The 23,034-nt window shown below is 34.1% G+C and carries 16 protein-coding genes and 2 pseudogenes; 1 reads left to right on the forward strand and 17 read right to left on the reverse strand.

Going from position 1 to position 23,034, the window contains the following annotated elements; genetic code table 11:
- Together LS73_RS07295 and glmM are read right to left on the reverse strand one after the other, a co-directional pair.
- Positions 1 to 1,216: pseudogene (locus tag LS73_RS07295) on the reverse strand (hypothetical protein); the annotation flags it as partial.
- A 64-nt stretch (positions 1,217 to 1,280) separates the two neighbouring features.
- Positions 1,281 to 2,609, reverse strand: coding sequence for a phosphoglucosamine mutase (glmM, locus tag LS73_RS07300; RefSeq protein WP_034558011.1), 1,329 nt, complete (start codon positions 2,607 to 2,609; stop codon positions 1,281 to 1,283).
- A gap of 178 nt (positions 2,610 to 2,787) precedes the next feature.
- Between glmM and LS73_RS07305 the strand changes: the two genes are divergently transcribed.
- A complete protein-coding gene (locus tag LS73_RS07305) occupies positions 2,788 to 3,570 on the forward strand; it encodes a hypothetical protein (RefSeq protein WP_138070010.1) in 783 nt (260 codons plus the stop codon).
- 100 nt (positions 3,571 to 3,670) lie between these two features.
- Here the strand turns inward: LS73_RS07305 and LS73_RS07310 are convergent, their stop codons facing one another.
- The 15 genes and pseudogenes from LS73_RS07310 to LS73_RS07380 all read right to left on the reverse strand — a co-directional run bounded on the left by LS73_RS07310 (position 3,671) and on the right by LS73_RS07380 (position 23,016).
- Positions 3,671 to 4,843 (reverse strand): MalY/PatB family protein, encoded by a 1,173-nt coding sequence (locus LS73_RS07310; RefSeq protein ID WP_034558009.1) that lies wholly within the window; start codon positions 4,841 to 4,843, stop codon positions 3,671 to 3,673.
- A gap of 233 nt (positions 4,844 to 5,076) precedes the next feature.
- A complete protein-coding gene (locus tag LS73_RS07315; RefSeq protein WP_034558008.1) occupies positions 5,077 to 5,673 on the reverse strand; it encodes a peroxiredoxin in 597 nt (198 codons plus the stop codon).
- A gap of 116 nt (positions 5,674 to 5,789) precedes the next feature.
- The gene (locus LS73_RS07320) at positions 5,790 to 6,608 is read right to left on the reverse strand and encodes a ferritin-like domain-containing protein (protein WP_034558007.1); all 819 of its coding nucleotides are present in this window, start codon (positions 6,606 to 6,608) and stop codon (positions 5,790 to 5,792) included.
- Positions 6,609 to 6,674: 66 nt separating this feature from the next.
- Positions 6,675 to 7,235, reverse strand: coding sequence for a flavin reductase family protein (locus tag LS73_RS07325; protein ID WP_034558006.1), 561 nt, complete (start codon positions 7,233 to 7,235; stop codon positions 6,675 to 6,677).
- A complete protein-coding gene (locus tag LS73_RS07330) occupies positions 7,229 to 8,704 on the reverse strand; it encodes an NADH-quinone oxidoreductase subunit N (protein WP_052089645.1) in 1,476 nt (491 codons plus the stop codon). Before LS73_RS07330 ends, LS73_RS07325 begins: the two co-directional genes overlap by 7 nt.
- Positions 8,697 to 10,511: a complex I subunit 4 family protein gene (locus tag LS73_RS07335; RefSeq protein WP_081955565.1), complete on the reverse strand. Its 1,815-nt coding sequence runs from the start codon at positions 10,509 to 10,511 to the stop codon at positions 8,697 to 8,699. The genes LS73_RS07330 and LS73_RS07335 overlap by 8 nt, the downstream gene beginning before the upstream one ends.
- Positions 10,512 to 10,525: 14 nt before the next feature.
- The gene (gene nuoL, locus LS73_RS07340; protein WP_034558229.1) at positions 10,526 to 12,382 is read right to left on the reverse strand and encodes an NADH-quinone oxidoreductase subunit L; all 1,857 of its coding nucleotides are present in this window, start codon (positions 12,380 to 12,382) and stop codon (positions 10,526 to 10,528) included.
- Between the two features lie 26 nt (positions 12,383 to 12,408).
- Positions 12,409 to 12,711 carry an NADH-quinone oxidoreductase subunit NuoK gene (nuoK, locus tag LS73_RS07345; RefSeq protein WP_034558005.1) on the reverse strand — a complete coding sequence of 101 codons (303 nt, stop codon included), beginning with the start codon at positions 12,709 to 12,711 and terminating at the stop codon, positions 12,409 to 12,411.
- Entirely contained in the window at positions 12,708 to 13,262 is a 555-nt protein-coding gene (locus tag LS73_RS07350) for an NADH-quinone oxidoreductase subunit J (protein ID WP_034558004.1), read from the reverse strand. Before LS73_RS07350 ends, nuoK begins: the two co-directional genes overlap by 4 nt.
- A gap of 19 nt (positions 13,263 to 13,281) precedes the next feature.
- Positions 13,282 to 13,896, reverse strand: a pseudogene (nuoI, locus tag LS73_RS07355) (NADH-quinone oxidoreductase subunit NuoI); the annotation flags it as partial.
- Positions 13,897 to 14,077: 181 nt separating this feature from the next.
- Positions 14,078 to 15,064 (reverse strand): NADH-quinone oxidoreductase subunit NuoH, encoded by a 987-nt coding sequence (gene nuoH / locus LS73_RS07360; protein ID WP_034558003.1) that lies wholly within the window; start codon positions 15,062 to 15,064, stop codon positions 14,078 to 14,080.
- Positions 15,065 to 15,095: 31 nt separating this feature from the next.
- On the reverse strand, positions 15,096 to 18,008 hold the full coding sequence (locus tag LS73_RS07365; protein WP_034558002.1) for a 2Fe-2S iron-sulfur cluster-binding protein: 2,913 nt from the start codon (positions 18,006 to 18,008) through the stop codon (positions 15,096 to 15,098).
- 9 nt (positions 18,009 to 18,017) lie between these two features.
- The gene (locus LS73_RS07370) at positions 18,018 to 20,450 is read right to left on the reverse strand and encodes a 2Fe-2S iron-sulfur cluster-binding protein (RefSeq protein WP_233708782.1); all 2,433 of its coding nucleotides are present in this window, start codon (positions 20,448 to 20,450) and stop codon (positions 18,018 to 18,020) included.
- A 10-nt stretch (positions 20,451 to 20,460) separates the two neighbouring features.
- On the reverse strand, positions 20,461 to 22,767 hold the full coding sequence (locus LS73_RS07375; RefSeq protein ID WP_034559564.1) for an FAD-dependent oxidoreductase: 2,307 nt from the start codon (positions 22,765 to 22,767) through the stop codon (positions 20,461 to 20,463).
- 21 nt (positions 22,768 to 22,788) lie between these two features.
- Positions 22,789 to 23,016: an NADH-ubiquinone oxidoreductase subunit E family protein gene (locus LS73_RS07380; RefSeq protein ID WP_034559562.1), complete on the reverse strand. Its 228-nt coding sequence runs from the start codon at positions 23,014 to 23,016 to the stop codon at positions 22,789 to 22,791.
- Positions 23,017 to 23,034 lie beyond the last annotated feature (18 nt).

A 23,034-nucleotide genomic window follows, 5' to 3' on the forward strand; every position in this document is an offset into this window, starting at 1 on the left:
GAGCTACTGCATTAGAATCTTGTTCTAGGCTTTTTTGAGTTCTTTGTATATTGGAATTAATTGCTTCTGCCATTCTGCCTAATTCGTCTTGGGATTTGATTTTAACAAGGGCTGGAGGTTGATTTGTTTCATGGTTTAGGTATTTGAAGAAGTTAAGCAATAGATTGCTTAAATTTGTCAACTTATCGGTTATCTGGTATTTTGTAAATAATGTAAGTACCACAAGAATTATAAAAATTGCAATGGGCACCATAATAAAAGCACTTGTGCGTAATTTAGAATAAAGTGAAAGCACATCTTCTGTTGGTGTAATAGTTATAACATGCCAACGAACATCATCAAACAGAGGCAGCTCAACGTTTGCATGAGCACCATAACTATCCAATGCATCACCAAGTTCCATCCTTGTTTCTTCATTGCTCATTGCCTTATCTGATATAAGTTCTAAACCAGGATACATTTTGTTTAAGTCTCTTAAATTTAAACCAACAATTCTATCTTGAGATTTATAGCTAGACGTAATAATAGTTCCATCTTGAGCAACCAACAATTTTGCCTCATTTGGATAAGAATCATTTTTACTAATAAATAAAGATTTAATTACATTTTCATAGTGAAATATGCCTCCTAAAACACCAATTATCTCATTTTTTGCATTAAATAGCGGAAATGCAAAAATATTTCCCTCTACCTCTTTACCTTGAATGCTAATTTTCATCGGGACTCCTATTGCCCCCTTTCCAGTTTGTAAAACTGATTGCACAGAAGGATGTTTTATAATATCTGTATTATTTGGAACAATGTTCTTGCTATGATTTTCGATTAATATCATCAAACTATCATCGCTCAAACGAATATTCTCTGTTATCTCCGCATAATCTACACCATACATGTATAAAAATCCATAACTAACATTATCAATGTTAATTGTAAGCCTTTTAACTTTATCAATTAATGCTCCATCATAGAGTCGAGCACGATAAGACAAGATAGAAGCATAAGTCTTAAAAGGATATAAACCTGAATTAAACATAGCATTGACATTGCTAGCATTATATTTAGCTGATAAGAATATAGAATCCATAGCAGCATTTATTTGTTTGTCTTTTACATTTAGCAAGATTATAGTGCACAAAGTCCCAACTACAATAACAACTGTAATTAAAATAACTATTCGCATCTTTGATGCTAATCCAAACTTATAAAAATTATTCATTTGTATCTCCATAAGTAGATGAGTTGAAAATTGTATGATTTATGATACGAAATCATTCTAAAGTTTACATTTTACAAAAAACCTCTTTTAATTTAGTTTCATAATTCTCTAGTAAAGATATATCTTTACCTTCTAATAAGATTCTAAGCTTATTTTCAGTACCAGAATATCGAATGATATGTCTGATGCCGCTAGATTCAATTTCTTTTAGAAGCTTATCTAAACCATCTATTTGCTCAAATGGAATCTTATTTTGGATTATAAGATTTGTTTGCAGCTGTGGATATAAATCAAATGGATCTAAAATTTCATTGCTTGATTTTTGACTTGTTGCCATAAGGGCTAGCACTTGCAGAGCAGATACTAACCCATCACCTGTTTTTGCAAACTTAGAGAATATAATATGCCCGCTTTGTTCTCCACCAAAGATAAAATCATGTTGAAGCATTTCTTGCAAAACAAACTTATCTCCTATATTACAGCGATAAAGCTTTATAGAATGAGATTTCAAGAAATCATCTAGAGCGTTATTGCTCATAATAGTTACAACCACGCCTTGATTTTTAAGCAAGTTTTGATTTTTTTGAAAAAGAGCTAACGCGCCAATAAGTTTATCGCCATCTATAACATTGCCTTTATTATCAACTACAACCAATCTATCTGCATCGCCGTCAAGACCAAAACCAATATCTGCTCTCATACGCTTAACCTCTAAAGCTAGGCTATTAGGAGATATTGCACCACAATTTTCATTAATATTATAGCCATTGGGAGCATTATTTAATACTATCACATCAGCACCCAATTCCTTAAATATGCTAGGACCAACCTTATACGCAGCACCATTTGCGCAGTCTAAAACAATGCGGATTCCTTGAAGATTTAGATGTTTAGGGAAAGAGTTTTTAATATGCACAATATAACGACCAATAACATCATCTATTCGTTTGCTAGAGCCTATATCTCTATTGGTCTTATAGCATTGCAAAGAATCAACCCTATGATATATTTCTTCGATTAAACTCTCCTTATCCTCAAATAGCTTAAATCCTTGGCTATTAAAAAATTTGATTCCATTATCATAAAACGGATTATGACTAGCACTTATCATTATCCCCCCATGACAACGCATATCTTCAGTTAGGAACCCAATTGCAGGAGTAGGCATAGGTCCTATTTGTATTACATCCATGCCAACAGATATTAACCCAGAAACTACAGCATTCTCAACCATATAGCCGCTCTTTCTTGTATCCTTGCCTACTAGAATCTTACTAGCTCCCTTATCCCTTTGGAAGTAGATTCCAGCTGCGATACCAAGCTTTAATGCAACTATAGGGGTAATATCTACACCAGCCTTACCTCGAACACCATCTGTGCCAAAGATTTTCATAACAAACATCCTTAAATCATGCACTACAAACAATAAATAATTAAATTACGCTACAATCTTAACATATTTTCCAAATATTATAAATGAAATCTAACTTCAATCAGCAATAACAAAGCATTATAAAATACAAAAAATAAGGTGAATTAGAATAAGTTATTTACTTAATGGGGGATTAATGATGCGAAATCTAGTAATTTACATCATACTATGCGGATATGTATTTGCAGATGCTCTTGATAATGTTTTAATTGAACAAATGCAAGAAATGCAGGAATTAAAAGAGGAAAAAAGGAAACAAAAACATCAAAATAGTAATGAAAAACAAGATATACAAGATAATAATGCTCAAGAGGAAGTAATGCTATCTAATGAGGAGACATCAAATCCATCCCAAGCAAGTGAAAGCGCAAAGAGCAGTGATGCAAATGGCTTAAAGTCTACCGAAAAACAACACAATGAGACTGATAAGAGTAAGAATTTATCTAATAATTCAACAAAAAGAATAAGTATAAAAAATGATAGTCATCTATATTGGTTTGCTGGTGCTGGATTGAATGGATATTATGAAACAAGGCTAAACTCTAAAAATACAAACTTTTTTGCATTTTCTTTACATTTTGGCGGATTTTATTATTTGAATAGTCGCAATGGATTCAAAATATATGCCATTAGTTCTTATAAAAATCTAAATAGATCTGATTTCTTTACTGTTGGTGGTGGGATTGATTATTTCTATGACTTTAAGTCTATGGGAATTTTCTTTGGAGTATATGCCGATGTGCCAATCAAAAATAATGTATGGAATTCTACTGATATAATAGCCCAGGCAGGAATCAGCCTATACACATTGAAGAATTTAAGATTTGAATTCATCATTGGCTTACCAGTGATAAATAGTGGTAATTTAAGACGAGCATTTGCTTATGGAGCTAAGCTACAATATATATTTGGCAAAAAGTAACATTTTAATATTCTAAGTAAATCATTATAGATAAACTTTATAGATATCTATTTCTCTAGCTTTGAATCTTAAAAATTCAAAGGTGATTATATGGTATAGCCTAGCTTTGGAATTGTCTAAAGCCCTCTTTTAATCTGTTTAAACCATCTTCAACTCTCTTCCTTGATGTAGCAAGATTTAAGCGCAAGAACCCCCTGCCATTGTTGCCAAAATCTAGCCCATTAGAAACATATAATCCTGTTTTATTTCGTAGGAAATCGCAAAACTTATCAATATCCTCTGCCTTCTTATGTGGAATCATAGAGAAATCAATCCAAGCAAGATATGTTGCATCTGATTCCACTACATGCACATAGGGAATATTATTACTTACAAAGGTTTTAAGAGTTAGCTTATTTTCTTCTATATAGTTAATTAAAGATTCTAGCCAATACTCACAATGACTATATGCAGCTATACATGCTTGCAAGCCAAAGATATTTGCATTATGAACATGCTCTTTGTGCATAGCCTTTAACATATCCTTGCGTATATTAGCATTTGGTATAACAAGACAAGCAGAATGCAAATCAGCTATATTAAAACTCTTTCCTGCAGAAAGTGTAGTAATGCTATTATTTGCACAAATAGCATCAATAGAAGCAAATGGAGTATATCTAATAGAAGGAGATGTTATATCACAATGAATCTCATCTGATATAACTAGCACTTCATGCTTTGCACACAAATGCCCAATCCTTTTCAATGTATCCCTATCCCAAGTTTTACCAATAGGATTATGAGGGCTACAAAGTAGAAAAATCTTTGTGCGAGGATTTGCCAACTTATACTCTAAATCATCAAAATCTATCTCGTAGCAACCATTGCTATAAAACAAGTCATTAATTAGAATATTCCTACCATTGTCTTTAATGCACTGATAAAAAATATGATAGACAGGAGATTGCAATAATATAGAATCTCCTGCACTACTAAAGTGCCTAATAATACAAGAAATAGATGGGATAACACCCCTCGCAAAAAGTAGCCATTGTCTTTGCATAACAAAATCATACCTCCTCTGCCACCATGAAATAATACTCTCATAATAAAGCTCTGGCACAACTGTATAACCAAATACACCATGATTAAGCACTTTTTGCAAAGCATGGCTTATCTCGCTAGAAACTTGAAAATCCATATCAGCTACCCACATAGGTAGCTCATTATTTGATACATTCCACTTAAGCGAACATGTATCAAAGCGATTAATAGATTCTGAAAAATCCTGCATTAATACTCCTTTGAATAAATTGCATTGTAATACAATTTTTGTTTTACAAAAATTGCTAGAAAAAATAGTTCAAAAAACAAGATGGATACAAGTAAAAAAGTAAAATAGAGGTGTTAACAAACAAGCTACCACTAGCTAGAATACTAACCAACAATAACTAGTAAAACTATGTGGCAACCACAAATGCTAGCAAGCATTATATGGTGGCGAAGTAGATAGAAGCTAAGTGCTAATTATAGCTTATCACTGTTTTGTGAAAGATATTCTTTTACGCCATCTGCTGTAGCTTTCATACCCTTATCGCCTTTTTGCCAACCAGCTGGACAAACTTCGCCATGCTCTTCATGGAATAAAATAGCATCTGCTAATCTTAGGTATTCGTCCATATTTCTACCAAGTGGTAAATCATTTACTGTTGCATGTCTAACAATTTGGTTTCTATCAATAATGAAGCTTCCGCGAAGAGCTACTGCACCATTGAATAAAACATCATAATCTCTTGAAATTTGCTTAGTAATATCAGATACCATTGGGAAAGTTACTTGTCCAATACCGCCTTCTTTAACAGCTGTATTTTTCCATGCAAAATGAACAACATCAGAATCAATAGATACCCCAATTACATTAAACCCTTTTTCATTAAAGGCTTTTACTCTTTTATCCATTGCGATAATTTCGCTAGGGCATACAAATGTAAAATCCTTTGGCCAAAAGAATAAAACTGCACCATTTTTACCCAAGTTTTTGCTTAATTCAAAGTTATCAACAATTTGATTATTTGGTAGAACTGCTGGAGCTGTGAAATCTGGGGCTTTTCTTGTTACTAACATGATTGTCTCCTGTAAAAATTGAAAAATAGATTAATTGATAATAAATAATTATTATCGTCTGGTATTCTATCTTAATACTTTTAATAATATTTTAAAAGCCATAGCTTTTGTAATAATCAAACCAATCTTTCATTATATTCTTTTCGCAATGCTTGCAGAGATTCTATTTCTGCTTGTGTATATCCAGCTTCTATTCTAGCCTTTACATTAGGAATATTACCTATTAAATTAATATCGCTAAAAGGCTCTAGTATTTGAGATAGACTGCGAGAATCTCCGAGCTTTTGTTGCGCATATAAAAGCCATTTTCCTCCTTTTGCAACATGCCCAATCTCATCATGTAAGATAATATCTAGAATCTCTAAGATTCTATCCTTCAAAAAAATATTTGTGTTTTTAATCTTATTGGCAACAAATGGATTAGAATCTAATCCCAAGGCCTCTAAACCTTTGTGAATCAAAGCCATACGTTCTATTAGTGTGGGGGTTTTTATCATAGCCAAGAATAGATTATCATGCACAGCAAAATCACCATATCTAAAGCCAAGATCTAGCAGCAAGGACTCCAACATACCAAAATGCAAAATCTCTTCAAAAGATAGAGAAATAAAATCCAAATAATACTCACTTGGCATATTTCTAAATCTATAAGCTGCATCAAGACCTAAATCAATCGCACTATACTCAATATGGGCTACTGAATGCAAAATCTTTGCCACAGATTGAATAGAATCGCATTTCTTAGGGCGTTTGATTCTTGTTGGGTGAATGACTTCACATAGTTTTGCATAAGATGGCTCATGCAAGGTGTGTATTGGAGCAGAATGATAAAAACTCAAAGATAAAAAATTAGCCTGAATTTCTTGTATCTTTAGTTTCTTATATTGCACATCACAGCAAACTAGTGCGTCATAAACATTGCTAAAAAATTCCATAAACCACCATTAACAAATAATCAAAATAAAACAAAACTGGCTAATTAGATTGATCATAGATAAATCTCATTGTTTATATATAAAGCTCTTACCAACCCTACCTACATTATCAATACTAAAATTTAGACTTTCTGTATAAACCAAATCATCAATGAAAACTTCTTTTGCTTCTACAATAAGAGTTGAAGAAGTCTTAGAAAAGCATAACACATCTCTAAACTCACAAAAGAAAGCTACAAGGCTCCCCTTTACAATAGGAGGATATGTGGGAGATATTGATTCTAACTCAATGCCATATTGCTGGGCTTCGCTTACATTATATGGCAGCTCATTGCTAGTTTGCTGCATAGATTCCAAAAAATCCACTTGCACAGTGCTAATTGTTATCTTATGAGTTAACTTTGCATTTCTTAGAGTATCCTTGAATTCCCCATTGCTTTTATTCATAATGTTTACCCCAAATATCACAGGCGTAGCGCAAAGCGGAGCAAAAAAGCTAAATGGAGCAAGATTAACTATATCATCAGTGCTTAATGTGCTAATCCAAGCAATCGGACGTGGTGTAATGGAATTGCTAAGAATCTTATAATTAGCAAGCGGAGTCGAATCTAAAAACTTGACTACCATACGCTACCAAGCTCTAAGAAATTTAAAACATAAGAAGACATAAACACTGCCAAAAAGCTAAGCAACATACAAGATACTATGACAAACTTCATGCCAGCAGTTGCATTATTTTGATAAAAGTCAATCTTTTCGTTTATACTTCTAGCCTTAAAGAACATTGCTACAATAGGCTTTAGATAATAACATACTGCAATTGCACTATTTAGCATCATAACTAATGCTAAGGCTATCTCTCCTTTTTGCAGCGCGCTACCAACTACGAATATTTTGCCCCAAAATATACTAAATGGAGGAATTCCGGCTAATGAAATCATAAAAAACGACATCACAAGAGCACCAATAGGACATACCTTACTAAATCCATTAAATCTATCAAGATGATAATCCGAACTTATAAATGTTTGAGAATCAATAGATACAGGACGATACACCCAAAGAAGCGCAAACGCTCCAAGATTAGTTATTAAAAATAATGCCCAATAAAGAGCTAGGGATTCAAAACTACCCAAATATATACAGGCAAGCGCAAAACCAGAATGAGAAATAGAGCTAAAAGCTAGCATTCTTTTAATATCTTTTTGTAAAAGAGCGGCAATATTTGGCAATGTAATCGTAATTAACAACATTACCCATAGTATTTTGCCAATAAAAGTATTTGACATTTCTGGATCATAGAAAATAGGATCAAAAATATACAAAAATACAACAAATCCAGCTATCTTTGGTACGACTGATATATATCCAGCTATTACAGGGTTACTAGCCTCGTAAATATCTGGCATCCAGCTATGCCATGGGACTAATGATATTTTAAATCCAAGTCCAGCTAGTATAAATACAACTCCACCTAACACAATTAGATTCTTATATATATCATCATGATGCGAAAATTCCTTATAAGATGACATCGCATCAGAAATACCAAAATTTCCTGTATAAAGATAGAAAAGCAAGATTCCAAATATAAAAAATATACTAGCCAACGCACTTGATACGAAATATTTAATACCAGCTTCAATACCATAAACTCGCTTGCTCAATGCAATAATAGTAGCTAGTGGCAAGCTACCAATCTCTAAACCAAGTAATACAAAGATTAGATTATTGGCATTTGACATCAACAAAAAGCCAGCAACTGAAAATAAATACAGAGGATAAAACTCAGGAGTTTGAAACTCCATAAATCGCAATCTAGAAAAAGTAAGGAACATAAAAAAGAATGATGCAACCAATATAATCAACTCTGCAATAAAGCTAACAAATGAAGTAACACCAATATGCCCCACGCTTAAACAAAACAGAAATGCAGCAGAAATAAATATCATAGACAAAGAGAGACTAGTGCTACGTGAAAATGATCTAGCAAAGACATTACTAAACATAACAACTATTGCGCCAACAACCAAAATAGCAGAAGGCATATACATATAAAAATAATGCAAATATGTAGATAAATCTAAATCACTCATTGCTAACTCCTATCGTCTGTGAATCTGCATTTAAAGCATTGCTTTCGTTTTTTTGAAAATTGCTATTTAAACCCCTATTAGAATTTAAGAGTATAAGACAATTGGATATGTCTTTATATTCATCATTAGATATATGCAATCTATTACCATATTGTTGTATACAATAGCTCAAGTGATTTTCAAATTCACTATTTATTAATTCTTCTTTTTCTTCTTTGCTAAGAGGTTTTAACTTATAGATACTGTTATCATAAAAATGATCTATCATAGGACCAATAAGCCCTCCATTAACGCTTAACAAATGATCTTTGCTGATTTGATTAATTGATAGTGTATACATAGTTGCAATAAGCTTTTGAACAGAGATTTGCATAGGTTTTAATAATGTATTAGGAAATACTCCAAGCCATATAATTACCGCTATAATTGGCATAATTGCACAATATTCTTTAAAATTCAAATCCTTTAGATTACCAAAGAAGGTTTTATTTTGCAAATATGAGTATCCATAAAAGACATTTTTAAATAAATAAAGCATATAGCTTGCAGAAATAATCAATGTAGTGCCGGCAATAGCAGTTAAAATTACAGAAGTTTGGAAAAAACCATAGAGCGATAAAAATTCGCCTACAAATCCAATCGTTAAAGGTAGCCCAACATTAGACATCATCACAATGGCAAATAATGCAGAATAATGAGGCATCACACTAGCTACTCCACCAAATTCATCTATATGTCTTGTCATAGTTCGATAATAAAGCATGCCTGCCAATAAAAATAGCCCGCTACTTGTAATCCCATGGGCTACCATCATAAATACCGCTCCACTAATACCTTCACCATTGAAGCTAAAAATTCCTAAAACTACGATACCCATATGTGAAATAGAGCTATAGGCAATAACTTTTTTAATATCACTTTGCTTAAATGCAATAATGCCCGCATACACAACCATAATAACTGCTAGAATGCTTATAAGCGGCATAAAATATATACTTGCATCAGGAAATAAGGGCAGAGGAAAACGCAAAAGAGCATATGTTCCCATTTTGGAAAGCAAAGCTGATAACATAACGCTTCCTAGAGCTGGAGCCTCACTATAAATATGTGGCAACCATGTATGAAATGGAATGATTGGAATCTTTACAGCAATAGATATGAAAAATGCCAAAAATAACCAGATTTGAGTTTCAAATGGAATGTTTATATAAACACTCTTCCATGATGATATGTTGAAACTCCACATTCCTGTTTGCTGATAATACAAATATCCCATATATACAATAGCAAGCAGCATAATAAGACTAGAAGCAAATGTATATATAAAAAACTTTAATCCAATATATACTTTTTGTCCGCTACCCCAAACTCCCACGATATAAAGCACAGGCAATAATGCTAATTCCCAGAATGTATAAAACATAAGTGCATTTTCTGAAGTGAATAATGCCATTAAGATTCCCTCTAATGAGAGCAAACAAACAACAAAAGGTTTAGCATCATCTATGCGTCTCAAATAGATTGTAGCGATAAACATAATAAATGCTGTTAAAACCACCAAAAACAAAGATATTCCATCAACAGAAGTAGCAAAATCAACCCCTAATCTAGGAATCAGCGCAAATGTGCTAAAAAATTGCCCATCTACATAATCAGGAAGATAACAAGCCCATAACGCAACAACCAAGCCTAGCTCGACAAAAGAGATGATTCTACCAAATCTCTTAGCCCCGCCATCATCAAACATAAAAACAAATAGGCATGCTACAAGCGGGCAGGCAATAATCAAACTCAACAAATATTCCACATTATACTCCTTGCCTATATCACAATAAAATACAATAGCATGATGATGAGCAGTATCACTAAGCCAAGAGACACTAGTCGAAGCATGCTACTAAGATTACCATTTTGTATAGGTCGCAACACATAGCTTATTAATAAGAATAATTTACCTATGGAATCTACTACCCTATCAATTATGCCCATATCAACAACATGATAGAATAAGTCTGATAGCATTCCAAAAGGCTTAACAAAGACTAACCTATATAGATGTGGAATATAATATTCATTGCTCAGAATCTTATGAAAAATGTTGTAGCTAGATTTTTCCTTATATCCATTTTTATACATACTATATGCAATCCATATAGATATTAGAATAAGCACTAGTGTGAATGCAATAAGCAACAATAAGTTATCTACATGAATATCTATTGGTACTAGCGCACTTGATAAAAATTCTGAAAACTGATTATGGAACAATCCAGCAACAATAGCCAATAAAGCTAAAGGAGTCATAGCATATAGCATAATCTTACTTGCCTCATGTGCATGTTCATCATGATTCTTGGGTGCTAGGAATACAAGAGTATAAAGCCTAAAGCTATAAAAGGCAGTGCAGATTGCACCTACTAATAATATAGTCCATATAGCATATTCATGCTGTGCAAAAGCTAGCTCTAATATCTTGTCCTTAGAGAAATATCCAGCCAAAGGCGGGATTCCACATAATGCAATAGAGCCAATAAACATAAATATCATACTAGCTTTAAGTGGTTTAGACAATCCACCCATCTTAGTAATATCTAGCTTGTCATTCATAGCATGCATAACATTGCCAGCACCTAAGAATAATAGAGATTTGAAAAACGCATGCGTAAACAGATGAAATAATGCAACCCAATATGCGCCAAGCCCTGCTGCGACAAACATATAACCAAGCTGTGAAAGAGTAGAATAAGCAATAATACGTTTTAAATCCCTATTAACAATAGCCATAAGAGAAGCAAATATTGCTACAAATGCCCCAAGGCATGCTATAAAATAGGCGACATTAGGGACAAGATTATACAATGGTGCTAGGCGGATGACTAAATAAACTCCAGCAGTTACCATTGTAGCAGCATGGATTAGGGCAGAAACAGGAGTTGGACCCTCCATTGCATTAGCAAGCCATGTATGCAAAGGAAATTGTGCTGATTTTCCCATAGCACCTATAAAGAGTAAAATAGCTATCCAAGTAAGTATGGTATCGCTAGGGGGATTACTAGCCAAAGATAAAAAGATTTCACCATAAGATAAAGAGCCTAGCTCTACATATACAAGGAAGATTCCAAGCAACATTCCTAAATCTGCTACCCTATTCATCACAAATGCTTCAATAGATGCAACATTGGCACTCTTCTTCTCATACCAGAAGCCAATTAGCAAATAAGAGCAAGTGCCAACGCCTTCCCAGCCAATAAATAATATAAGCAAATTATCACCACCAACAAGCAATAACATTGAGAAGACAAATCCACCCAAGTAAGCAAAAAATCTATTAAAGCCTTTATCATGAGACATATAGCCAATAGAATAAAAATGAACCATGCTAGAAACAAGGGTAACTACAAATATCATAATGGCGTTAATCTTATCAAACATGAGCGAAAAACTAACTTGAAATTGACTAGTCTCAATAAAATCCCATAGCTCCACATGAAAACTTCGTATATTAGAGTTAGCTAATAAATAAAGCAGCAAGCAAGCAATCACAAAACTAGAACTAATTAGAAGCGAGCAAATAAATCCAACAAATTTGCTAGCTGGCATAGTAGAGCTAAATGCACCAATCAAACTAGCTATAAGTGGCAAAAATACCAATGTGCATAGCAAGATTTCTTTATGCATAAATATAAAATCAAGTAGCGACATATTTAGCCCCTCATATTGCTTAGATTATCAATATCTAAGGTTTTGTATTTCTTATGCAATAACAACACTAAGCCCAAACCAATAGCAACCTCTGCTGCGGCTAATGCAATAATAAATAAGGCTATGATTTGTCCTTCTAAGTTTTGATTATAATAGCCTATTGATACAAAAGCTACATTTATAGCATTAAGCATAATTTCAGTTGAAAACAAAAGCAATAAGATATTCTTTCTACGTAAGATTCCATATAAACCAATGCAAAACATAATCGCACTAAATACTAAATAATGATTTAGGGTAATCATTTAGAATCCTTTGTATATAAATGAACATTAGAATCTGTATTGGATATATCTTCCTCATTTAATTTAACTCTATTTGCACCTGCTGCTATGCCTGCTATCATAGCCATAAGCAACATTACTGCTGCTGCTTCAAAGCATACAAGGTATTTATTAAATAACAAATGAGCCAAAGCTTCCGTGCTCATGTCCTTAGTAGCTATATCATCGAGTTTAAATGATTCTGCATTGCCTACAATAATCAATAAAGCTAACAAAATAACACCAGCTATACTGAACACAAAGAATTGATTATGGAATCTTTCTTTTACTTCTTTATTACTATCAAAAAACATCATGCCAAATGCATACATTACTACTACTGCACCAGTATAGACTATTATTTGCACAACGCCTAAAAAATCTGCGCTAAGCAAAAAGAAGAATCCAGATATTAAAATCATGCCAAATGCTAAGGCTGTAAGCGCATATAAGATATTGCTTGATATAACAACGATCAAAAATGCACAAAGAGTCAAAGCTGCAAACACATAAAAAGCAATAAGCTCAAACATTCTCTCTCCTTATCTACTAATAATCTAGCGGAGTTTGCTTTATTTCGGAATCAGCATTAGGTCGCACGCTACCAAAGCCATCAAACTCAAGTTGCTGATGAAATTTTGCCTCCTCTAAATCTTTTAGAAAATCTTCTTTTAACCCAAAATGCGCCCTTTGCTCACTTGCATTCTCAAAGCGATTTCCCATAACGATTGCCAACTCTGGACAAACTTCAGCACATAATCCGCAATAAATACATCTACCCAAATTAATTGTATATGAGTCGATTTTCTTACGTCCATCATCTCCCTCATGTGTAAGTATTCTAATGCAATTACTAGTGCAAATCTTTTCACATAATCCACAGCCAATACAACGCTCACTACCAGACTCTAGCATTCTTTGCAAATCATGCACGGCGCGATAACGAGGGCTTAGTGGTTGTGTTTCAAATGGATAATTAAGTGTAACAGGCTTACTAAAAAATTCCTTTATAGTCAATGCCATGCCCTTAATCAAATCCAGCCCTAAGCTTAACTTAGCACTTCGCTTAAATGCTTGCAAGGCATTACTAGGTAGAGATTCCATAGGAACGAAGTAATAATCATGCTTCTTAGAATCTACTTGGCAAACATGCTCATTTGTAGAAATATGATTAGAATGAATTGTATCCTCATAATTTGATGCTAAATCTATATTAGCTAAATCTTCATGACTCTCTTTAGCAGATTTAGATTCTATATTTATATTAGAATCTACTCTTGCTAATTGCGATGATTTCTCAACATCAATAAGGTCATTTTTGGTTTGATTTGTTTCCATAAAATCCTCCTTATAATAATACTAAGCCTGTAATAAGCACATTAATCAAGGCTAATGGCATAAGCACCTTCCAACACATATTCATTAGTTGGTCTGGGCGAATGTGTGGAAGAGTAGCCCTAACCCACATAAACAAGAATATGAAAAAACATACCTTTAATATAATTGCAATGCCTCCGGGAATAAACCAAATAGGATTAAACCCACCAAGAAAAATGAGACTTATAACAAAACCAAAAGCAAACATATGTGCATATTCAGCAATAAAAAACATACCCCACTTCAAGCCGCTATACTCCGTGCAATATCCTGCTACAATCTCTGCCTCATGCTCAAGTAAATCAAATGGTGTTCTATTAAGCTCTGCATAGCCTGCTATCAAGAATATAATAAAAGCTAAGGGCTGCTTAAAGATTAGCCAATTAAAAATTCCGCCGCTTTGATAATCATTCATAGCAACAAGCGATAATGAACCAACAAGCATAATAGGAGTAAGTATTGATAATGCTCCAACAACCTCAAAGCTCAAGACCTGAATACAAGCCCTCATAGCACCAATTAAACTATATTTGTTTCCACTGCTAAGCCCAGCTAATACGGGGGCATATATCCCTACTGCACCAACAGATATAAAAAAGAGCAAACCAACATTAATATCAGAAATAATTGGTGTTACTTTGTAACCAAAGATTTCAAAATCTGGAAAAAATGGTATAGCAACCATAGATGTCATAGCACTAACCAAAGCTACAACAGGAGCTAGCGCAAAGATGATTTTATTTGCTCCATGAGGAAGAATATCCTCTTTTGTAAAAAGCTTAATAGCATCTGCACCAAATTGTAATAATCCAAAAGGCCCCACATAAATAGGTCCTAATCTGCGCTGAAAAAATCCTAAAACTTTCCTCTCCAAGTAGGTAGCAAATCCTCCTAAGAAAGAAAAAACTAGTAGCACAACAATCACTTTGATAATTGTTTCAATAATAAATTCACTCATATATATCCTTTATCCTATGTCCATAGCATGCCTAAACAGCACTTAATTCAATTTGTTTTGCTTTTTGTAAGGACACATTAACATGGGTCTTATCACCAAATAAGAGTTCTATTCCACTAAGCATTGGTGAAACAAGAACGCAATCCTCTAAGTCATAATCGCAATAAATTGGTGCAATCACAACGCCTCCATTACTGCGAACAACAACCATATTAGAATCCTCTAATCCCAATTCATCAAGGATAGATTTGCTAGCATGAATTCCACTTTTTGATTGGAGATTCTTGCTTGCTAGTGTAGTAGGGTTAAAGTGATTTTGCGTCTCTAGTTTGATAGCTAAAAAACGTGCTACATTCATATCATCTGTATTAGGATTAGAGCTAAAGTTAGCTTTAGAATCTTTAGAATCATCTATGCTACTTTTATCATTTTGGCTATTTTCTAATGCCTCGTTAAACTTAGAATTAGGCAAACCAAAATCATTGCATTGACTAGCAAGGCGTAATGAAAATTTCAACTCTATTGGGCGCTTCGCATCTTTAGAAAAATTATTGCGATTTGTTATCATCATATAGCCTCTATTGTCTTTCCCATCTTTATCAAAGCTAGCATTCAAATCTTCATAGGCAATGTCTTTATAGATGAACCAACCCTTGCTATACAAATGCAAAAATTTAGTCAAATCGCCAATATATTCACATTCATCTAGCTCATTATCATCAAATATCCCAATCTCCCTTGCTATATCACTCAAATCAAAAGCTGGCTGCAATTTAGAATCCAAATACGGCACACTTGGATTTAGAGGTAAAACTCGCATCTCCATGCTAGTAATGCTGCCTTCATTTTGGGCTAGGGTTGGCAGAGCGAAATTAGGCTTAATGGTCTCAAGATTTGCATCAAGCACAAAGTCTCCTTTAGCCCTAATACCAATGCTACATTTGGATTCTGATATGTCAAAGGCTGATAACTCACACAATGATGCAATGCCTAGCACATTCGCTCCGCTTGGAATATATAGAATCTTTAGATCTAGCTTAGAGCATAAAAATGCTAGTAAATAGGCTAGTATACGTGCTTTTGCACGAGAATCCATAAGTGAGCTAGCTATTGGCTTTGTAATATCTTCTGCAATGCTTAGGCTAACTGCTTCAGCTATGCTTGGAGGATTTTCTCTATCTTGATAAAGGTTAATGCCATACCCATGTATATACTCCAAATTACTTTGCAAAAAGTCATTAATGGTATGCTCAGAGATGATTAATACACCGCCATTTTTGCTAAGTTTCAAAGCATCTAGATTTTCCAAATTTAAAGAATCTAATAAGAGGCTAATGTTATATGCAGAGAGATTATTTGCTATAGATTCATTTGGCTTTAAATCTTTTTGCTTGGTTTCTTCTATTTTTTCACCATTAGATTTTGCTTCTCCAATATTAGAACTAGAATCTACTGTAGATTCTTGACTGCTATCCTTTAACGCAAAATCCTTGTTAGATGCTGACATATTTAGCAATGGTTGCAAGGCATAAGGAAAGCATGCCTCAAAATCATCAATTAAGTCATTTGCAAATATTAACCCTAAAATTCCGGCTATGCTAATGTTAGAGTCTGCCTTGATTTGTATTACATTCTTGCTCAAACTCTGCAATAGAGAATCCTTAAATAACCCTATGCTTATTAGTTGTGAGCCCTTTTGCATTTTAAGATTATTATTGATTTTATATCGCAACGAAGGGGCTTGATATTTGAAATAAGCATGCAAAGCAATAGTAGTCTTACTTACGCTAATATCATTATATGTAGCAAACATATCCATAGGGCTTAAATTGGCTTCTTTTTTTGAGCTTTGAGCAGAATCTTGCAAATTAGAGAAAAGATTATTATAAAAATAACTTGCCTGAATGAAGTAGAATTGAAATATCTGATACAATCTTGCTTCAGAGTTCACTAATGGAATATTATATTTCTTAGAAATAAGATTTGCTAGCAAAGCCTCTTCATTGCTAACATCTCCACCAAGATGCAAGCAATCAGCCCTTTTAAATGCAGCGAGGACTGAAGAGAGATTCCTACTTCCAATAGAAACCATATCAAAAGCAAATCTACCCGCTCCACAAATTGGATTATATAGGTAATTATTTTGAACTCTATAGACCTTTTGTAAGTCGCCTTTAACATCTAAATGTTTAACATTATAGATTAGATTACAGCCACCTGCGCATAACCCACAAGTTGAATGAACCTTTTCTAATTCCCATGCGTTGCTCCTATATGTAAAATCCTTATAAGTCATAGCACCCACTGGACACACAGATATACACTCTCCGCAGTCTTTACATTCATAATTGCCTATGAATTCAATTAGACCTTTTTGCCGCTTTGCCCAAACAGAATATGGATCTTTCCCCATAGATTCCTTATAAGAATCTGGCGTAAAGAGATTAGCCTTACCAGCTTTTAGAAAATTCTCACCAATATTATCTTTGCAAGTGGTTACACATCTCTCACACATAATACAAAGCGCAGGATCATAAAAGCTTTGAGCAAAACTAAATGATTTTTTATCAGCCTCTTGCAAACCAAAAAGCTGTGTATCAACTTTTGTATAAAGTGTAAAATCTTGCAATTCACACTCACCGCTCTTATCGCATACACCACATTCTAATGGGTGGTTTACGCAATAAGTAGTCATGATTTCGTTCCTATCTTTTTGTAATTCCTCATTATGCACGACTACGTCCATACCACTCTTAATCTTAGCATTGCAGCTATATACTCGCTTGCCGTTTACCTCTACCATACACATTTTGCAGGCTAAAGTTGGGCTACAACCACTTAAATAACAAATTGTTGGAATTTGAATATTATTTCGTCTAGCAACATCAAGAATCGTTTCACCATCAAAACATTCAAATTCTTGTCCCTCAATCTTTATTGTCATAATATCCTCTTACTTTGTAATCAAAATACTCTTGTAATCATAATATTTATTAGGACTTAACAAATGTTCGCTTAGCAAAATTGCAATCATTCCTTTCAGTCCATTCACGACTTCAACCCTTACATCTAATACCAATGAATCAAATTGAAAAGAAATCACATCATCATTCTTTAAATTGGTAGCTATACAAAATTGACTAGACACTTGCAATATAGAATCAATAGGAATAGAATCCCTTGTGGTATTGACATCTTGCAATGGGCTCTTATCCATATAATCCTTAGCTATGAGCCTCATATCACAATCTTTATAAAAGCTTAGATTTCCGCTCAAAGCTGGCTTGTATACATATATTCCGCTTCCATCATTAAGATTTACCTGCGCATCTAATGGCATACTAATATCTATCTTAGCAAATGGCAAAACTAAGCTTTGACTTTGAAAGTCATCGAATCCATTTTCAAATGGAATCTTGCAAAATGAAATCTCTGGTATAACATCAGTTAAATATTCCATATCAAGCTCTAAATAATCCTTGCATATATCAAGTAAATCATGGAATATAAAATTATCAATTCCATGCCGATTAAATGGGCTTGTCTCCACAAAGCTAGCAGAGATCTTAACTAGATTATAATCCAAGTCAACCATACTACCCTCTATAAACTGCAGCGGTATAATAGGATAGCAATTTTTGCTTCGCCTAGATGGAGCAAGGCTATATTCGCCAAAAACTCTAATTCCTAACACATTTTTATACTCTCCGCTATCATAGCTAAGAGTGCATATCTCTTTGATTCCATTGGCATTGCCATAAGGAATTGGTAAGACTTCTACAAAATCTAGAGAATCTATTGCGCCCAATACCTGGGCAATATTTCTAAATGATTCTTGCATATAAAAATCTTGACCAACCAAAACCACCACCTTGCTTTGATATGTAGTCTCTTCGTGATTTGGCAATACAACATCATAGCTAGCCACACATAGCCTACTTAACTCTTGAAGCTCCATATCGCTAATATTGCTCTCTGCTATTAAATTCCCCAAATCAAGATTATTAAGCCAAGATAAAATACTGCTAATAAAATTTAAATTTGCTAAATCTTTGGAATCTTGCAAACTCTTAGCAAATATATTAAGCAAAAAAGCACTAATAGCAAGCTCGCTACCAGCCTCATATTTAATAGCCAAATCGCTTTTAAATCTATTCTCTAAAAGGGTATGAATCCAAATATTTTTCAAGCCTTTTTTAAGAGCTAACTTCGATAAATCACTTCTTAGCACAGGAATTTCATCAAAAAGATAGCTTCCTAACACTATACAAGAATTAGCTTCTAACAAGGCTTTATGTATCGTAGTAAATGATTTATTGCTAATGCTTTTTATAATTTCACCAAATTCCTTGTAATACAAAGCCTCATTGCAATAGAGCTTCTTTTGAGCCCTGCTTGCTAACTTTTGCGCTAAAAAAGCCTCTTCATTGGTTACATTAATATCTAATCTAATAGCATCTACATTTGCTAGAATAGATTCTATATCACATCTAAAATCATTTAATCTAGTGCGAGATAGGTTTTGATTTTTTCCTAATTGATTATAAAAATTGCTATGAAATGCCTCTAGCGGATTAGTCCTTAAGAAATTATGTCTCCCTGCATGGCATAGCTGTTTGATATGAGCTTCATTTTTGATTCGATATACCTGCTTATTGGAATCTATATCATGTTTTACCTCATAAAAAAGTTCACAACGCAATGAGCAATGAAGGCATCTTGATGGATTCTTTTCTAACTCCCAAGCATTGCTTGTATAAACAAAACGCTCCGAAATCATTGCGCCAGTAGGACACACACTAACGCACTCATCACAATCCTCACAATAAGCATTGAAATTTACGCCAATCTTAGAGCTAAAGCCACCAGCTAGCACATTTAAGACATTATTACCTACGAATTCATTACAAGTTCTAGCACATCTCTCACACATAATACAAAGACTCTCATCATATATCTTATTATGAAAATGTACAAAGTCTTGTTTCTTCTGCAATGCAAAAAATGGCTGAATATCAACTTTTGTCTCTAAAACTTTATCTTGTAGCTCACATTCGCCGCTTTTATCACATACACCGCATTCCAAAGGATGATTAATACATAAGAAGCTCATAATCTGATTGCGATATTTTTGCAATTTTTGCGTATTAGTTTTTACAGAAATAGACTTTGTTACATAGCTTTTACAACTTGCAACTATATTGCCATTTTCTTCCTCAACTATACACATACGACATGCACCAGTTGGAGATAATTTTTTTAAATCACAAAGTGTAGGAATATTGATTTTATTGCGCCTTGCAACATTTAGTATACTCTCTCCACTTAATGCGCTACATTCTTTGCCATCGATGTTTATGATTAGATTTTCTCTCACTTCACTCATTATCATCTCCCTACATATTTGCAGATAGGCTAGAATCCTCACCCACAACGCACATGCTTATATAGTAACAGCGCATACATCTTGAAGCTTCATGTAATGCACTCTCAATACTAAGTCCAAAATTTACTTCCTCAAAGTTTTTTGAGCGATAAAGCGGGGCTAGCTTCATGCTTACCTCGCGTTTATTTCCGCTTAAGAATCCATGAACATCTCTATTCTTATCAAAGACTCCAATCTTTTTTAGAATATCTTCCATTTGCTCATCGGCATTAATTGCTACTTCACCTGTTTTAAGATAATTAGCAATAACACTTGCAACCCTTCTACCATGCCCTACAGCATTTACAATAGTTAAAGGACCGCTAACGCAATCTCCAGCAGCAAAAATTCCCTTTTTGGTTGTAGAAAAACTAGCTTCATCTGTAAGTATTGTCTTCCATTTAGTAGTCTCTACACCAAAGCTAGATTCTAGAGGGAAATCCATTTCTTGACTAACTGCTGGAATCAATATATCACACTCAAGAATCACTCCTCCATCTTCGATTAATTTAAGCTCGCCCTTTGGGCTAGACTCACTTTTAATAAGCTCATAACGATTAATCTTCAAGGCTTTGATTGCACCATCTTGCTCAATTATTTCATCAACTGCACTTAAGAATTGAAATATAACACCTTCTTCACACGCCTCATGATATTCTTCGCTTGATGTATTATTGATAATTGCAGCCTCATCTCTGCGATACAGCATTATGACACTTTCTGCTCCAAGCCTCACACAACAGCGAACAACATCCATAGATGTAAAACCACCTCCAACGCATACTATCTTTTTACCTGAAAGATTTGGTAGCTCTCCAATTTGAAATTTTTGAGATAAATTTACAGAATCCATAAATCTTATGGCAGGTAAATAGCCATTTAAGGCTGGATTCTCATTTTTGCAACCAAGCCTCTTGCTAGCCCTAGTGCCAACTGCTATAACAAGTGCTGAATGTTTCCTTTCTAATTCTAATATATTCTTAGAATCCACCTCATAATTAGTATGAAACACTACACCTAGCTCCTTGCAAGCATTAATATCATGATTGTAAGCATCAATTGGCATGCGATAATTAGGCACACCAACAGCTACTTCACCGCCAAGCACAGGTAGGGCTTCGTATACTTCAACCTTGATTCCACGTAAAGCCATGTAATACGCGCTACTAAGCCCAGCTGGACCAGCTCCAATAACGCCAACACTTGCCATAGAGCTAAAGAAACTATCTTTTTCTACATAGCTAGGGGCGGCATATTGCTTTAACATACCAGAGCTTTTTAAGCTAAACTCGGCGTTTGCACCAATGCGCTTTAACTCCATAATGCTAATTGGAGCATCAAGTATAGCTCTACGACAAGCATTTTCACATGGATGAGGGCAGACTCTACCGCAAACTTGGGCTAGTGGCATGCTGCCTCTAGTATTGGACAAAGAGTCCATATATCGAATATCCTTTACGCCCTCTATATAAGCTGGAATATCAACTCTTGATGGGCATTCATCTGTGCAGGGCGCAGTTATTTTTGAGATATAAGAAATATCTCCTATCTTAGTCTTTATAGCACTCTTATATCGCTGCAATAATTCAAACTCATTCTCTTCATATAGAGATTCATCTAAATCATAATTTTGTTCTTTAGAACTTGGATTTTTTGATTCTGTGTTTAAGGATTCATTTACTTGTTTGGTTTCCTTAGTCTTAGAGTCTCTTAGAACATTATTAGCATTAGTAAGTGGTCTTGTTGCAGGATATACGACATTAGACGAAGTAGGGATCATGATTTCTTCATCCATGTCTTGCTTGGAATTCTTGCTAGATTTATCTATATCTTTAGATTTATTTTGTATTGCTTTTGTGAAGACTTCTGGATTAGATTCTAGGATTTGCAAAATTGGCTTTGGTGTGGTCTTACCAATCTCGCATTTAGAAGTTATGCGCATAAGATCGCAAACCTCTTTTAACTTATCTACATCATCAAGATTAGCATGTGGATCATTTTGAATCTTATTTAATAGCTCATACAAAACCTTGCCACCAAACTTTCCGGGCGTGCATCTGCCACATGATTGAGCATAGTTTTGATACTGTTTAGCATACATCTTTAATGTTTGTAAAATATCAAGATTTTCATCAAAAATAACAATTCCGTCCCAACCAACAAAAGCCTTTATTTCTTCCTTACTTTGTGATTGTGTGGTAAAGAACTTAACTCGAGATAGATCCTTAGGGAAATTACTAAGACTATAAGGAATATTTGGATTATCTTTTCTTACCATAATAAAATCCTTTTATTTCTCTTAAACTTTCTTGACTACGATAGTCCAATCCACATGGTTAAATTGTAAGGAATTCATAAGTAAATGACCTCTATCCTTTACATAGGCTGCACTCTTTGCTACATTCTCATGCTCTCCTTTTTCAAACAAAAAGATTCCAACCTCACCCCTTTCTAATCTAGTATCTATAAGCTCACCCATTTTGTCGTAAAAATTGCTTTTTAAATGTCGTAAGTCAAATCGTTTCATTATCTTTACCTTATATTA

It is taken from the genome of Helicobacter muridarum (assembly GCF_000765805.2).
In the GTDB taxonomy this organism is placed as follows: Bacteria; Campylobacterota; Campylobacteria; order Campylobacterales; family Helicobacteraceae; genus Helicobacter_A; species Helicobacter_A muridarum.

What these genes read in the sequence shown, in the direction of transcription:
- glmM (WP_034558011.1), bottom strand. Translation starts at nt 2,609, where the DNA reads ATGAAAATCTTTGGCACAGATGGTGTTCGAGGTAAGGCTGGTGTAGAT.
- LS73_RS07305 (WP_138070010.1), top strand. Translation starts at nt 2,788, where the DNA reads ATGCGAAATCTAGTAATTTACATCATACTATGCGGATATGTATTTGCA.
- LS73_RS07310 (WP_034558009.1), bottom strand. Translation starts at nt 4,843, where the DNA reads ATGCAGGATTTTTCAGAATCTATTAATCGCTTTGATACATGTTCGCTT.
- LS73_RS07315 (WP_034558008.1), bottom strand. Translation starts at nt 5,673, where the DNA reads ATGTTAGTAACAAGAAAAGCCCCAGATTTCACAGCTCCAGCAGTTCTA.
- LS73_RS07320 (WP_034558007.1), bottom strand. Translation starts at nt 6,608, where the DNA reads ATGGAATTTTTTAGCAATGTTTATGACGCACTAGTTTGCTGTGATGTG.
- LS73_RS07325 (WP_034558006.1), bottom strand. Translation starts at nt 7,235, where the DNA reads ATGGTAGTCAAGTTTTTAGATTCGACTCCGCTTGCTAATTATAAGATT.
- LS73_RS07330 (WP_052089645.1), bottom strand. Translation starts at nt 8,704, where the DNA reads ATGAGTGATTTAGATTTATCTACATATTTGCATTATTTTTATATGTAT.
- nuoL (WP_034558229.1), bottom strand. Translation starts at nt 12,382, where the DNA reads ATGCATAAAGAAATCTTGCTATGCACATTGGTATTTTTGCCACTTATA.
- nuoK (WP_034558005.1), bottom strand. Translation starts at nt 12,711, where the DNA reads ATGATTACCCTAAATCATTATTTAGTATTTAGTGCGATTATGTTTTGC.
- LS73_RS07350 (WP_034558004.1), bottom strand. Translation starts at nt 13,262, where the DNA reads ATGTTTGAGCTTATTGCTTTTTATGTGTTTGCAGCTTTGACTCTTTGT.
- nuoH (WP_034558003.1), bottom strand. Translation starts at nt 15,064, where the DNA reads ATGAGTGAATTTATTATTGAAACAATTATCAAAGTGATTGTTGTGCTA.
- LS73_RS07365 (WP_034558002.1), bottom strand. Translation starts at nt 18,008, where the DNA reads ATGACAATAAAGATTGAGGGACAAGAATTTGAATGTTTTGATGGTGAA.
- LS73_RS07370 (WP_233708782.1), bottom strand. Translation starts at nt 20,450, where the DNA reads ATGAGTGAAGTGAGAGAAAATCTAATCATAAACATCGATGGCAAAGAA.
- LS73_RS07375 (WP_034559564.1), bottom strand. Translation starts at nt 22,767, where the DNA reads ATGGTAAGAAAAGATAATCCAAATATTCCTTATAGTCTTAGTAATTTC.
- LS73_RS07380 (WP_034559562.1), bottom strand. Translation starts at nt 23,016, where the DNA reads ATGAAACGATTTGACTTACGACATTTAAAAAGCAATTTTTACGACAAA.